Origin of the sequence: Blastococcus sp. TF02-09 (assembly GCF_003319105.1) — a bacterium.
Taxonomy (GTDB): Bacteria; Actinomycetota; Actinomycetes; order Mycobacteriales; family Geodermatophilaceae; genus Blastococcus.
In genome coordinates this window covers 386,585-399,135 of the sequence record NZ_QOHH01000002.1, presented here as the reverse complement: position 1 = coordinate 399,135, position 12,551 = coordinate 386,585, and the positions used below count along the sequence as shown (strand labels likewise).

Genomic DNA, 12,551 nt, shown 5'->3' with positions numbered 1-12,551 from the left:
CGCCAGACAGCAGGGAGCGAGCCATGGCACTGCACGTCATCGTGGGCAAGGGGCCCGTCGGCACCACGACCGCCGAGGAGCTGGTCGTCCGCGGCCGCACCGTGGTGGTGCTGTCGCGCAGCGGGGGCACGTCCACCGCCGCCGTCGAGCACCGCGTCGTCGACGCCGCGGACGCCGAGGCCCTGACCCGTGCGGCCAGGGGTGCCGCCGTCCTCTACAACGCGGTGAACCCCGCCTACCACCGCTGGCCGACCGACTGGCCCCCCGTCGCCGCGGCGCTGCTCACCGCGGCGGAGCGCACCGGCGCCGTCCTGGTGACCATGGGCAACCTCTACGGCTACGGGCGGCCCTCGGCTCCGATGACCACGGATACGCCGCTCGCCGCCACCGACGTCAAGGGCCGGGTCCGCAACCGCATGTGGGCCGACGCGCTGGCCGCGCACGAGGCCGGCCGGGTGCGGATCACCGAGGCCCGCGCCGCGGACTTCGTGGGTCCGCAGGTCCCCGCCGGCCAGTCCCACCTGAACCGGCAGCTGCCGGCGCTGCGGGCCGGGCGGCGGGCCTGGGTCGTGGGGGACCCCGACGTCGCCCGCAGCTGGGCCTACCTGCCCGACGTCGCCGCCACGCTGGCCACGCTCGGCACCGACGAGCGCGCGCTGGGCCGCGCCTGGCACGTGCCCACCACCGCCCCGCGCAGCCAGCGGCAGGCGCTGACCGATCTCGCCGCGGCGATGGGCGCGCCCGCGGCGCGGGTCAGCGGCCTCCCGTGGCCGGTGCTGCGGGCGGTCGGCGTCGCCGTCCCGATGATGCGGGAGGTCGTGGCCGTCCGGCACCAGTGGGACCAGGAGTACGTCTCCGACGCCCGGGCCACCACGGCCGCCTTCGGGCTGACCGCCACCCCGTGGGACGACGTGGTGCGCGCGACGGTCGCCGGGGTCCGCGAGCCCGCCTGAGGCCACGGGGCCTGCCCGTCACTACCGTGGCCGGCATGGTTGCTGCCTGGGTCCTGGTCGCCCTGACGGCGCTGGCCGCGCTCTCCTGCGGCTACGGCGCCGTCCGGTTGTCGCGTCGCCCGAAGGCGGGCCGGCGATGAGCGCGCCGACGGAGCTGCCCGTCCCCGACACCGTCGACGTCCGCAGCGGACCGGAGGTCTCCGACCAGCTGCTGTCGGTCCTGCCGCTGCTGGGGGAGTGGCACGGTGAGGGCCAGGCGGCGGGCACGGGCGGCGACCACCGGTTCGGCCAGTGGGTGCGGTTCAGCCACGACGGGCGCGGCTTCCTCGCCTACGACTCGCGCACCTGGCGGCTCACCGACGACGGGAAGATCGTCGGCCCCGACGTCCGGGAGACCGGGTTCTGGCGCCCCCGCGGCGACGGTGACGACGTCGAGCTGATCGTGGCCGGCGCGGACGGCGTGCTGGAGATCTACGTCGGCGCCGCCCGCACGACGACGAGCTGGGAGCTGGCCACCGACGTCGTGGCCCGCACGCCCGACGCTCCCGAGGTGACCCGCGCGGTCCGCCTCTACGGCATCGTCGAGGGCGCGCTCATGTACGCCGTCGACCGCGCCGTCGGGGGCGGGGAGCTGCGGCCCACGATGTCCGCCCGGCTGGAGAGGATCCGATGAGCGACGCGCCGGCCACCCCGAGGCAGGTGGCGGACGCCTACGTCGCGGCCGCCTGCGAGCTCGACCCGATCCTCGCCACCTCGCTGGGCGCCCGACCGGGCGACGACCGGCTGCCCGACCTCTCCCCGCAGGGGCTGGAGGACGAGGTGTCGCTGATCCGCGACACCCTGGCCGAGCTCGACCGCGTGCTGGCGGAGGACCCGGCACTGGACGACGACCCGGTGGAGCGGCGGTGCGCCCGGCTGCTCCGCGAGCGGCTCTCCGCCGAGCTGGACGCGCACTGGGCGGGGGAGGGCTTCCGCTCGCTGAACATCCTGTTCAGCCCCATCCACGCGGTCCGCCAGGTGTTCACCCTCATGCCGACGGCCACCGACGAGGACTGGGCCGTCATCGCCCGCCGCATCGCCCGGGTCCCCAAGGCCTACCGCGGCTACCGGGAGACGCTCGAAGAGGCGGTGCGCCGCGACCTGCTCGTCGCGCCGCGCCAGGTGCGCACCGTCGTCGAGCAGCTCGACGAGTGGCTGGCCGGCCCGTTCTTCACCTCGTTCGTCGCCTCGGGGCCCGAGGCGCTGCAGCCCGAGCTGCTCGCCGCCGCCGCGGCCGCCGACGCCGCCGTGGCCGACATCCGCGACCACCTGCGCGACGAGTACGGCCCGCGCACCGAGGGGGTGCCCGACGCCGTCGGCCGCGACCGGTACGCCATGGCGGTGCGCCGCTGGACCGGCTCGGACCTGGGGCCGGACCGGGGGCTCGAGGAGGCCTACGCCTGGGGCTGGGCCGAGCACAAGCGGATCCTGGCCGAGCAGCGCACCGAGGCCGACCGGGTGCAGGCCGGCGCGACGCCCATGGAGGCCATGCGGCTGCTGGCCACCAGCGGGCCGGCCGTCGAGGGCGTCGAGGAGATCCGCGCCCGCCTGCAGTCGATGATGGACGAGGCGATCGCCGAGCTGGACGGCACGCACTTCGACCTCGCCGAGCCGCTGCGCCGGGTGGAGGCGATGATCGCCCCGCCGGGCAGCGCGGCCGCGCCGTACTACACGCGCCCGGCGCAGGACTTCTCCCGGCCGGGCCGCACCTGGCTGCCGACGCTGGGCCGCACCCGCTTCCCGCTGTGGGACCTGGTGTCCATCTGGTACCACGAGGGCGTTCCCGGCCACCACCTGCAGCTGGCCCAGTGGGCCTACGTCGCCCAGCAGCTCTCCACCTACCAGACCTCGGTGGGCTCGGTGAGCGCCAACGTCGAGGGCTGGGCCCTGTACGCCGAGCGGTTCATGGACGAGCTGGGCTACTTCGGCGACCCGGGCACCCGGCTGGGCTTCCTCGACGCCCAGCAGCTGCGCTCGGTGCGGGTGGTCATCGACATCGGCATGCACCTGCAGCTGCCGATCCCGGACGACGCCGAGGGCGCGCTGGCCGAGCACCGCGGGCAGCCGTGGACGCCGGACCTGGCCCGGGCCTTCCTGGGCGAGAACTCGGGCGCCTCGCTGGCCTTCCTCGACAGCGAGCTGGTGCGCTACCTGGGCATCCCCGGGCAGGCGATCGGCTACAAGCTGGGCGAGCGGGCCTGGCTGGCCGGGCGGGAGAAGGCGCGGCAGGCCCGCGGGGAGGCGTTCGACCTCAAGGCGTGGCACATGGCCGCGCTGTCCCAGGGCTCGCTGGGCCTCGACGACCTCGAGGACGAGCTCGCCGCGCTCTGAACGCGCTCAGCGCGCGCGGGGCTGCGGGTTGCGCGTGTCGGCTGTGAGCGCGATGGAATCCTCCGGGGCGGCGGTCATGGCCTCCAGCCCGGGCGTGCGCAGCACCTGGGCGATGCAGTCGGCCGACCCGCCCACGTAGGTGCTGGTCAGGTCGATGTCGGTGACGACGCACCAGGCGCGGTCGCCCGGCCACCAGAGGTTGGCGCTCTGCTCGTGCGGCTCGGGCGCGAGGTTGCGGACGGCGTCGGTGACGGCGCCGCGGACCAGGACGACGTCGTGGTTGCCGCGCAGCAGCAGCCGGGGCGGCTGCTCGGGATCGGGGAGGTCGAAGCCGAAGCCGTCCCACCGGCCGAGGATGCAGTCCCCGGGCGTCGCGGTGTGCCGGCTCAGGACGGCGGCGAGCCGGGCGGCCACCGCCACGGGCAGGTGCCCCTCCGCGGGGCCGTCGTCCCAGAACTCGGCCTGGTGCTCGGAGGGCTGGGCGTCCCAGCTGCCGGTGATCGTGTGCCACTGCATGAGCGGGTGGGCGGTGGTGCCGTTGTAGGCGGCCACCTCGGCCCAGCTGACCTCGATGTCGTCGTCCCCGTCGTAGCGGACCGCGGGGTGGAACACCCGGGCGTAGGCCGCGAACGTGGCAGGGAGGAGGGCCGCCACGGTGGCCGGATCGCCGCGTCGGCGGGCGGCGGAGATCCAGACGCCGCAGGAGACGTCGGTCTCGACCGGCAGGCCGCCCAGGTGCATGCAGCGCAAAGTACCTGGAAAACGGACAACCCCCGGGCTGTTCCGCGGCGCTGTCCTCCGGAGAGGGAGCTGCACGCGGGCCGACTGGACAAATGTCGGCGGCCCGGGGGTCGGGTGACTGTCCGGTTCTCGCTCGCCGCCGTACGACGGACGGGCGATCTGCCGTCGTTCGGACTGTCGTCTGAACGGGCGGCCCATCTGGACGGCGGCTAGCGGACAGCCACCTCACGAGTCCTGTAGCTCAGCAAAGTTACGGACCACCTCCTCTCTCGTGTACGACGACGGTACGTCGGCGCGAGACGACCCGGCAACCGAAAAGGTCAGCTGTCGGCGAACGGCGGACGGCGCCGCGCCGCCGGGGGCGGGCCGACGTCCTCCCGGGCCTCGTAGACGTCGGGGATGCCGTCCTCGTCGACGTCGAGCCGCTCCTGCGCGGCGATCTGGCGGTAGCGGCGGTTGCGCAGCCGCAGGATGGCCGCGGCCAGCACGGCGGCGAGCACCGTGCCGGCCAGGATGCCGACCTTGGCGGAGTCGTAGCTCTCGCTCTCCGCGCCGTAGGCCAGCTCGGTGATGAGCAGCGACACGGTGAACCCCATGCCGCCGAGGACGGCGAGGCCGACGACGTCGGGCCAGCCCAGGTTCTCGTCGAGCTGCGCGCGGGTGAATCGGGAGACCAGCCAGGTGGCGCCGGTGATGCCGATCGTCTTGCCGGCGACGAGTCCCACCACGATGCCGAGGGCGATGCTGTCGCCCAGGGACTCGCCGAGCCCGGAGAGGCCGCCCACGGCGACCCCGGCCGAAAAGAAGGCGAACACCGGGACGGCGAACCCGGCCGACAGAGGCCGCAGACGGTGCTCGAGGTGCTCCGCCAGCCCCGGCCCCGCGTCGGGTCCACCGGCCGCCTCGCTGCGCACGACGGGCACGGTGAACGCCAGCAGCACGCCGGCGACCGTCGCGTGCACGCCCGACTCGTGCATGAGCACCCAGGTGAGCACGGCCAGCGGCAGCAGCAGCCACCCTGCTGCCCGCCCGCCCCACCACCCCGACGAACGGATGCGCTTCTGGACCAGCACGCCGAACACCGCCAGCGGCAGGACGGCCAGCAGGAGGTGCACGGGGGAGAGGTCGTCGGTGTAGAAGATCGCGATGACCACGATGGCCAGCAGGTCGTCGACGACGGCCAGGGTGAGCAGGAACGTGCGCAGCGCCGTGGGCAGGTGGGTGCTGATCACCGCCAGCACGGCGAGGGCGAAGGCGATGTCGGTGGCCGACGGGATCGCCCAGCCCCCGAGCGCCCCCTCGCCGCCCCCCAGGTTGAGCAGCACGAAGAGCAGCGCCGGCACCGCCATCCCGCCGACCGCCGCGGCGACGGGCAGGACCGCGCGCCGCGGCTCGCGCAGGTCGCCGGCGACGAACTCCCGCTTGAGCTCCAGCCCCGCGACGAAGAAGAAGATCGCCAGCAGCCCGTCGGCCGCCCAGGTCCCGAGCGTCAGGTCCAGGTGCAGCGCCGACGGCCCGACCCGCGTGTCGCGGAGGGCCTCGTAGCTCGCCGCCCAGGGCGAGTTGGCCCACACCAGCGCGACGGCCGCGCCGACGAGCAGCAGCGTGCCGCCGACGGTCTCCTTGCGCAGGACCGCCGCGATCCGCTGGGCCTCGGGCCACGAGCCGCGGGCGAGGAGGCGGGTCGAGCTGGTGCTGGGCACGGGGGCGGCTCCTGGGGAGGGGTCGGCAGAGACGTTGCCGACCAGACTTCCCGGCGCACCGCAGGTCAGGCTAGCGGGACAGCAGCTCCTGCACCCGTCCGCTGAAACCGGCGTCGGCGCGCCGCACTCCGTCCAGCGTGTGCACCGTGGCGGCGCCGCGCACCCCGGAGAGCAGCCACACGGCGTCCGCGGCGTGCAGGTCGTCGACGGTGCCGCGCGTGCGTGCGGTGGGCCAGCCGGCCTCCTCCGCCCGCTCGAACAGCCGGGCCACGGTGGTGCCGGGCAGGATGCCGGTCTCGACCGGCGGGGTGTGCAGGGTGCCGCCGGCCGCCCAGACGACCGTCGACGTCGGCCCCTCCAGGAGCTGGCCCTCGAGCGAGGTGAGGACGACGTCGTCGGCGCCGAGCCGGTGCGCGTGCCGGTAGGCGGCCATGTTGACCGCGTAGGACAGCGTCTTGGCCCCGCCCAGCAGCCACGGCGCCTGCGCGCGCAGGTCGGCCGGGACGCCGAGGGAGAGGCTGACCACCGAGATGCCGGAGGTCCGCTGCCGGACGGTCTCCGCGGGCACCGGCGCGACCAGGGCGAGGGCCGTCGGGGGTGCGTCCCCGCCGGGCCCCCGGGTGAGCAGCAGGCGGATTACGCCCTCGGTGCCCGCCGGCCAGTCCGCCAGCACCGCGTCGACGAGGGCGTGCCAGACGTCGTCCCCGGGGTGCGCGAGCTCCAGCAGGGCGGCCGACCGCTGCAGCCGCGCGAGGTGCGGGGCCAGGTGCGGCGTCCCCCGGTCGACCACGGCCACGGACTCGAAGACGCCGTCGCCGCGCACCAGCCCCTGGTCGGCCGCGGTCAGGACGGGCTCGTCGGCGGGGACGGCCACGGCGGCGCCGTCCCGCCAGATGGCCACGCTGCGCTGCTCGATCACCGCCCCAGCCTGCCCGATGCCGGGCATAGGGTCGCGTCATGGGGCACGACCACGATGCAGGGCACGCCGCCGTCGGCGTGACCGGCGACGGCGGCGCCCCGCTGGCCGAGCGGCTGCGCGCCCGCGGCCTCCGGCTGACCGCGCAGCGGCGCCGGGTGCTGGCGGCCGTCGAGGCCCTGGAGCACGCCACGCCGGAGGCGATCGGCGCCCGGCTGCGCGCGGAGGCCGGCGCCGAGGGCTCGGCGCCGGACGCGTCGACGGTCTACCGCAACCTGGAGCTGCTCGAGCGGCTGGGCCTGGTGTGGCACACCCACCTCGGCAAGGGGGCGCCGGTCTACCACGCCTCCGAGCACCCCCACGTGCACGTCGTGTGCGCCTCCTGCGGGGAGATCGCCTCGGTCGCGCCCGACGTCCTGGACAGCGCCGCGGAACGTCTGGCCGCCGATCTGGGTTTCACCGTCGACGTGGGGCACGTCGCCCTGTCCGGGACGTGCCGCGCGTGCCGCGAACGAGCATCGGAGACCCCATGAGTTCCACCCTGCTGTCCCGCCCGGGCGCCGTCGCCGTCGAGGACCCGGCCGACGCCGCCGTCGCGGTGGCGGCCCACTACGGGGAGCCGCTCCGGGAGCAGCGGCTGCTCGCCGAGGGCGCGGGTCTGGTGGACCGCAGCGACCGCGACGTCCTCGCCGTCCCCGGCGCCGACCGGCTCTCCTGGCTGCACAGTCTCACCAGTCAGCACCTCGACCGGCTGGGCGACGCCACCGGCAGCGAGGCGCTCGTCCTGTCCCCGCAGGGGCACGTGGAGCACCACCTGGTCCTCGCCGAGCTCGACGGGACGACGTGGGCCGACGTGGAGCCCGGCACCGGCGCCGCGCTGCACGCGTTCCTGGAGAAGATGCGCTTCCTGCTCCGGGTCGAGCCGCAGCTGCTGACCGCGCAGTGGGCGGTGCTCTCCCTCGTCGGTCCGCGGGCGCTGGACGTGCTGGGCGCCGCCGGGCTGCCCGCCCCCGCCGAGGAGTACGCGGTCGCAGCCCTGCCCGACGGCGGGTTCGTGCGCCGCATGCGGCCGATCGGCGACGGCACGGCGCTCGTCGTCGACCTGGTCGTGCCACGGGAGTCCGTCGACGCCGTCGCCGACCGGGTGCTCGCGGCCGGGGCGCGGCTCGCCGGGATCCAGGCATACGAGGCGCTGCGCGTCGAGGCCCGCCGTCCCCGGCTCGGGCGGGACAGCGACCACCGCACCATCCCCAACGAGCTCGAGTGGCTCACCAGCGCCGTCCACCTGGACAAGGGCTGCTACCGCGGCCAGGAGACCGTCGCCCGGGTGCACAACCTGGGCCGGCCGCCGCGCCGGCTGGTGCTGCTGCACCTGGACGGCGTGAGCGAGGACCTGGCCGAGCCGGGTGCCCCGGTCCTGGCCGGCGCCCGCGAGGTCGGCCGGGTCGGCACGGTCGTCCGGCACCACGAGCTGGGCGTCGTCGCGCTGGCGCTGGTCAAGCAGTCGGTGGCGCAGGACGCCGCCCTGACCGTGGGCGGATCGGTCGCCGCGATCGACCCCGACGACGCCGTCGCGGAGCTGGACGACACCCGGGCGGCGGCGCGGGACCGGATCCGGGCGGTCCGGTCTGCGACGATGCCCCGGGCGTGACGAGACGACGACCGATGGAGGACGCACCGTGAGCCCCAAGACCAGTCCCGCCGGCGGTGCCGCCGTCGACGCGCTGCTGGAGCCGGCGTTCCTGGAGGACGCCACCCGGCGCCCCATGGCCGAGGTGCGCACCCTGCGCCGCCGCGCCGAGCAGGAGGAGGTCAACCTCTCCTACACCCGGCGCCTGCTGCAGGGACGGCTGGACATCGTGCGCCGCGAGCTGCAGCGCCGGGCCGAGGACGACGGCCGGTCGCTGGTCGAGCTGCTGCCCGAGATCCTGGCCGAGAAGGGCCGCGGGCCGGCCCACGGCCTGGGCCGGCACCAGACGGTGCAGCCGGCCAACCCCGACGCCTACGAGTCGTGGGTGAACGGGCTGACCCCCGGGGTGGATCTGTCGTCGATCACCGAGCTGACCGACAGCGAGCTGGAGCGGGCCGCCCGCGCGCTCGCCGAGGCCGAGGTGGGGCTCTCGGAGCGGCGCCGGGGCGTGCAGCAGGTCATGGACGCCCTGGCCGCGGAGCTCGGCCGCCGGTACCGCGACGGCGAGGCCGACGTCGCCGCCTTGCTCGCCGACGAGGGGCGTTGAGCAACCCCGTCCTGGTCGAGGTCGAGCGGTCGGGGTTCCTGGAGTCGGTGCACCGCGGGTCGCTGGTGGTGCTCGGTGCCGACGGCGAGGTGCTGCTGGCCGCGGGCGCCGTGGACCGGCCGACGCTGCCGCGCTCGTCGAACAAGCCGGTGCAGGCCACCGCGCTGCTCGCGGCCGGCTGGCAGCCCCGCTCCGCCGCCGAGCTGGCCATCGGTGCCGGCTCGCACACCGGTGAGGACGGCCACCGGGAGCGCGCCGCGGCGATCCTCGAGTCGGCCCGCCTGACCCCCGAGCACCTGGGCTGCCCGCCGGCGCTGCCGGGGCACGAGCCGACCCGCGCCGCGTGGCTGGTCGAGGGCCGGGCGCCCGAGCGGCTGGCCATGAACTGCTCGGGCAAGCACGCGGCCATGCTCGCCGCCTGCGTGGCGGCCGGCTGGCCCGTCGAGGGCTACCTGGACCGCGACCACCCGCTCCAGCAGGCGATCGAGGAGCGGCTGGGCGAGGCCGGCGAGGAGCCGGTGTCCGCCGTCGTCGTCGACGGGTGCGGTGCTCCGCAGCACGCCCTCTCGCCGACCGCGCTGGCCCGCGGCGTCCTCTCGCTCGTCCAGGCCGAGCCGGGCACACCCGGGCGTGCCGTGGCCGACGCCATGCGGGCCGAGCCGTGGTTCGTGGCCGGCACCGGCCGCGACGACACCGAGCTGATGGCGGCCGTCCCGGGGCTCTTGGTCAAGGGCGGTGCCGACGGCGTGCACGTGGCCGCCGTCCCCGGCGCCGGGGCCGTGGCCCTCAAGCTGGACGACGGTGGCGACCGGGGCCGGATGCCGGCGCTCGCCGCGGGGCTCCGTCGACTCGGGCTGCCCGACGACCGGCTCGCGCCCTGGTTGCAGCAGCCGGTGAGCGGCGGCGAGGGTGTGGTGGGTGCGGTCCGCCCGGCCGCCTTCCTCACCTCCTGACCTGCGGCGACAGGTGTGACGATGCCCTCACCGCCGTGCTAGCAGCTCCGCTTGCAGGAGCTAGCACCGGCGCCTAGGGTCGGATACGTGCAGACACCGGGAGAGTTCGTCCGTGAGCAGGTGAACACGGTCCGCGGCAAGGTGGACCGGGTCGCCGGCAGCGTGGCGGAGTCGGTCGCCGAGGCCACGAGCGCCTCGACGAGCAACGTCACCGCGGTCGGCTCGCAGGTGGGCAACTACATCCGCGAGCAGCGCAGTGCCGCCCAGGTGTCCCTGCGGGAGCTGGCCCGCAGCGCCGGCGTCAGCAACCCCTACCTGTCCCAGGTGGAGCGGGGCCTCCGCAAGCCGTCGGCGGAGATCCTCGCCTCGATCGCCCGGGGCCTGAAGATCTCGGCCGAATCGCTCTACGAGCAGGCGGGGATCCTCGACCGGCGTTCCGGGAACCCGGACACCGTGGCGGCGATCCGCTCGGACGACGCGCTGTCCGAACGGCATAAGGCCGTGCTGCTGGAGCTCTACGAGACCTACGTCCGCGAGCACCGCGCCAGCACCGCACCGCAGGTAGCACCCGGCAACTCCCCGTCCTCCCACCCCTCGAAGGAGTCCGCATGAGCACCACCCAGACCGTGAAGCAGTACGGCGAGCTCGCCGTGGCCCAGGGCCGCACGCTGGCCGAGCAGGCCCGCACCCCGATCCTCGCCGTCGTCGGCGCCGGTGACCTCGCCCTGGAGCAGGCCCGCACCGTCCTCGGCCAGTTCCGCAGCAAGGCCGAGGCCCTGCCGGGCGAGGCGCAGGTCCAGGCCGACCTCGCCGTCCGCGAGGCCCGCACCCGGGCCACCGAGGCCGTCGACAACGCCCGCACCACCGCGCACCAGCTGGCCGTGGCCGTCCGGCCCGAGGCCCTGCGCAGCACCGTCGCCGGGTACGCCGAGCTCGCCCGCACCCAGGCGACCGCAACCCTGGAGACCCTGGCCGAGCGCGGTGCCGAGGTCGTCGAGGACCTGCGCCGCCAGCCCGGCTTCCGCCGCGTCGTCCGTCGCGCCGAGAGCGCCGTGGACGCCGTCGAGGACACCCTGGACGACATCCTCGAGGAGACCGCCGAGGCGGTCGTCGAGGCCTCCAACGAGGTGACCTCGGTCGTGCAGAAGACCGCCGCCAAGGCCACCAAGGTCGCCGCCCAGGCCGAGAAGTCGGTCGACGCCGCCGCCGAGGCCGCCAAGGATGAGCTGGAGGACGCCGTGGAGGCGCCGAAGCCCGCCAAGAAGGCGACCGGTAAGAAGAACAGTGCCGCCCGCACGTCGGCGAGCAAGACGACGACGGCGCGCGTCACCCGGGCCCGGACCGCGAAGCGGACCGAACCGACGGCTGTGCCGGCCAAGCGCAACGGCTGACGCACCACCCCACGAACCAGGGCCCCGGAGCTGCGCGAGCGCTCCGGGGCCCTGTCGCGTCCGGGGTGGGCGCCGAACGCGGCGGGGCGGGGCGTTCCGGCGGGTAGGCTCGGACCATGGCGGAGTTCGAGGGGCTGTTGTTCCTGCTGCTGTACCTCGCTGCCCAGGGGCTCACCGTGTGGGCCTTCGCCGACTCGCTGGTCCGCCCGGCGGGCGCGTTCGTCGCCACCGGCAAGCTGACCAAGCCCGCCTGGGTCGCGATCACCGCCCTGGCCGCCATCATCATCTTCCTCACCCAGAACCCCATCGCGCTGCTGGGCCTGCCGGCGGTCATCGCCGCGGTGGTCTACCTGGTGGACGTGCGCCCCGCCGTCCGGGGGCTGCCGCGCGGCAACACCTGGTGAGCTGACCGCTCCGGCCTCAGCGGGCGAAGACGCCCTCCGGCGGCTCGGGTGAGGGCTCGGCGTCGGTGTCCGTGACCGGTTGCGCCCGGCCCACGAAGCGCTCCAGGTCCTCCCCGTCGACCACCCGCGAGGGCATCGGGTCGCGGGCGCACGCCCGGGTCAGCCCGGCCAGCGGCAGCTCGGCGTCCGAGGCCACCGCCACCAGGTTGCCGAACCGCCGGCCGCGCATCGTGCCCGGCTCGGCCAGCAGGCAGACGTGGGCGAACACCTGCCGGAGGGTGGCGACCTGGCTGCGGGCGAACCGCAGCGGCGGCCCGTCGGCCACGTTGGCCGCGTAGACCCCGCCGGGCCGCAGCACGCGGGCCACCTCGCGGGCGAACTCGACGGTGGTCAGGTGGGCCGGGGTTCGGGCGCCCGCGAACACGTCCGTGACGACGGCGTCCGCGCTCGCCGGGTGCAGCGTGGTGAGCGCGGCCCGCGCGTCGCCGGCCCGCACGCGGATCCGGGCGTTGCGGGGCAGCGGCAGGTGCTCGCGGACGAGGTCGGTGAGCGGCTGGTCGATCTCCACCACGCGCTGCCGGGACCCGGGCCGCGTGACGGCGACGTACCGGGGCAGCGTCAGCGCGCCACCCCCGAGGTGCACCACGTCGAGCGCAGCGCCCGCGGGCGCGGCCAGGTCGAGCACGTGGCCCATCCGGCGGACGTACTCGAACTCCAGGTGGGTGGGGTCCTCGAGGTCCACGTGCGACTGGGGTGTGCCGTCCACCATCAGCACCCACGACCCGTCGCGGTCGGCGTCGGCCAGCAGCTCGGCGGTACCGCCGGCGACGGGGAGCGGCCCGGGCGGGGTCCGCATCAGCTCCCGCCCACCGCGACGATCCTC

Annotated in this window: 14 protein-coding genes; 10 read left to right on the top strand and 4 right to left on the bottom strand. The window is 75.6% G+C overall.

Annotation, left to right across the window (positions count from 1 at the left end; translation table 11 throughout):
- Nucleotides 1-23 precede the first annotated feature (23 nt).
- The 3 genes from DQ239_RS04440 to DQ239_RS04430 all read left to right on the top strand — a co-directional run bounded on the left by DQ239_RS04440 (nucleotide 24) and on the right by DQ239_RS04430 (nucleotide 3,323).
- Nucleotides 24-953 (top strand): NAD-dependent epimerase/dehydratase family protein, encoded by a 930-nt coding sequence (locus DQ239_RS04440; protein WP_113833121.1) that lies wholly within the window; start codon nucleotides 24-26, stop codon nucleotides 951-953.
- 136 nt (nucleotides 954-1,089) lie between these two features.
- A complete protein-coding gene (locus tag DQ239_RS04435; RefSeq protein ID WP_113833120.1) occupies nucleotides 1,090-1,626 on the top strand; it encodes an FABP family protein in 537 nt (178 codons plus the stop codon).
- Nucleotides 1,623-3,323: a DUF885 domain-containing protein gene (locus tag DQ239_RS04430; RefSeq protein WP_113833118.1), complete on the top strand. Its 1,701-nt coding sequence runs from the start codon at nucleotides 1,623-1,625 to the stop codon at nucleotides 3,321-3,323. The genes DQ239_RS04435 and DQ239_RS04430 overlap by 4 nt, the downstream gene beginning before the upstream one ends.
- A gap of 6 nt (nucleotides 3,324-3,329) precedes the next feature.
- On the opposite strand, the gene DQ239_RS04425 is transcribed toward DQ239_RS04430, so the two are convergent.
- The 3 genes from DQ239_RS04425 to DQ239_RS04415 all read right to left on the bottom strand — a co-directional run bounded on the left by DQ239_RS04425 (nucleotide 3,330) and on the right by DQ239_RS04415 (nucleotide 6,686).
- Nucleotides 3,330-4,064 carry a hypothetical protein gene (locus DQ239_RS04425; protein WP_233488736.1) on the bottom strand — a complete coding sequence of 245 codons (735 nt, stop codon included), beginning with the start codon at nucleotides 4,062-4,064 and terminating at the stop codon, nucleotides 3,330-3,332.
- Nucleotides 4,065-4,384: 320 nt separating this feature from the next.
- Complete coding sequence (gene nhaA, locus DQ239_RS04420) at nucleotides 4,385-5,767, bottom strand: Na+/H+ antiporter NhaA (protein WP_113833114.1); 1,383 nt, start codon at nucleotides 5,765-5,767, stop codon at nucleotides 4,385-4,387.
- Nucleotides 5,768-5,837: 70 nt separating this feature from the next.
- The gene (locus tag DQ239_RS04415) at nucleotides 5,838-6,686 is read right to left on the bottom strand and encodes an aminotransferase class IV (RefSeq protein ID WP_113833317.1); all 849 of its coding nucleotides are present in this window, start codon (nucleotides 6,684-6,686) and stop codon (nucleotides 5,838-5,840) included.
- A gap of 38 nt (nucleotides 6,687-6,724) precedes the next feature.
- Between DQ239_RS04415 and DQ239_RS04410 the strand changes: the two genes are divergently transcribed.
- The 7 genes from DQ239_RS04410 to DQ239_RS04380 all read left to right on the top strand — a co-directional run bounded on the left by DQ239_RS04410 (nucleotide 6,725) and on the right by DQ239_RS04380 (nucleotide 11,668).
- Complete coding sequence (locus tag DQ239_RS04410) at nucleotides 6,725-7,216, top strand: Fur family transcriptional regulator (protein WP_113833113.1); 492 nt, start codon at nucleotides 6,725-6,727, stop codon at nucleotides 7,214-7,216.
- Nucleotides 7,213-8,334, top strand: a complete 1,122-nt coding sequence (locus DQ239_RS04405) for a folate-binding protein YgfZ (RefSeq protein WP_113833112.1) — start codon at nucleotides 7,213-7,215, stop codon at nucleotides 8,332-8,334. The genes DQ239_RS04410 and DQ239_RS04405 overlap by 4 nt, the downstream gene beginning before the upstream one ends.
- 28 nt (nucleotides 8,335-8,362) lie before the next feature.
- Complete coding sequence (locus tag DQ239_RS04400) at nucleotides 8,363-8,920, top strand: aerial mycelium formation protein (RefSeq protein WP_113833110.1); 558 nt, start codon at nucleotides 8,363-8,365, stop codon at nucleotides 8,918-8,920.
- Entirely contained in the window at nucleotides 8,917-9,873 is a 957-nt protein-coding gene (locus tag DQ239_RS04395; RefSeq protein WP_113833108.1) for an asparaginase, read from the top strand. The genes DQ239_RS04400 and DQ239_RS04395 overlap by 4 nt, the downstream gene beginning before the upstream one ends.
- 87 nt (nucleotides 9,874-9,960) lie before the next feature.
- Entirely contained in the window at nucleotides 9,961-10,485 is a 525-nt protein-coding gene (locus DQ239_RS04390) for a helix-turn-helix transcriptional regulator (protein WP_113833106.1), read from the top strand.
- Nucleotides 10,482-11,264 (top strand): hypothetical protein, encoded by a 783-nt coding sequence (locus DQ239_RS04385; protein ID WP_113833104.1) that lies wholly within the window; start codon nucleotides 10,482-10,484, stop codon nucleotides 11,262-11,264. The genes DQ239_RS04390 and DQ239_RS04385 overlap by 4 nt, the downstream gene beginning before the upstream one ends.
- A 116-nt stretch (nucleotides 11,265-11,380) precedes the next feature.
- Complete coding sequence (locus tag DQ239_RS04380) at nucleotides 11,381-11,668, top strand: DUF2516 family protein (protein WP_113833103.1); 288 nt, start codon at nucleotides 11,381-11,383, stop codon at nucleotides 11,666-11,668.
- Between the two features lie 16 nt (nucleotides 11,669-11,684).
- On the opposite strand, the gene DQ239_RS04375 is transcribed toward DQ239_RS04380, so the two are convergent.
- Nucleotides 11,685-12,524, bottom strand: coding sequence for a fused MFS/spermidine synthase (locus DQ239_RS04375; RefSeq protein WP_113833101.1), 840 nt, complete (start codon nucleotides 12,522-12,524; stop codon nucleotides 11,685-11,687).
- Nucleotides 12,525-12,551: the final 27 nt, after the last annotated feature.

Coding starts and splice junctions, on each gene's coding strand:
- DQ239_RS04440 (WP_113833121.1), top strand. CDS start 24: ATGGCACTGCACGTCATCGTGGGCAAGGGGCCCGTCGGCACCACGACC.
- DQ239_RS04435 (WP_113833120.1), top strand. CDS start 1,090: ATGAGCGCGCCGACGGAGCTGCCCGTCCCCGACACCGTCGACGTCCGC.
- DQ239_RS04430 (WP_113833118.1), top strand. CDS start 1,623: ATGAGCGACGCGCCGGCCACCCCGAGGCAGGTGGCGGACGCCTACGTC.
- DQ239_RS04425 (WP_233488736.1), bottom strand. CDS start 4,064: ATGCACCTGGGCGGCCTGCCGGTCGAGACCGACGTCTCCTGCGGCGTC.
- DQ239_RS04410 (WP_113833113.1), top strand. CDS start 6,725: ATGGGGCACGACCACGATGCAGGGCACGCCGCCGTCGGCGTGACCGGC.
- DQ239_RS04405 (WP_113833112.1), top strand. CDS start 7,213: ATGAGTTCCACCCTGCTGTCCCGCCCGGGCGCCGTCGCCGTCGAGGAC.
- DQ239_RS04385 (WP_113833104.1), top strand. CDS start 10,482: ATGAGCACCACCCAGACCGTGAAGCAGTACGGCGAGCTCGCCGTGGCC.
- DQ239_RS04380 (WP_113833103.1), top strand. CDS start 11,381: ATGGCGGAGTTCGAGGGGCTGTTGTTCCTGCTGCTGTACCTCGCTGCC.
- DQ239_RS04375 (WP_113833101.1), bottom strand. CDS start 12,524: ATGCGGACCCCGCCCGGGCCGCTCCCCGTCGCCGGCGGTACCGCCGAG.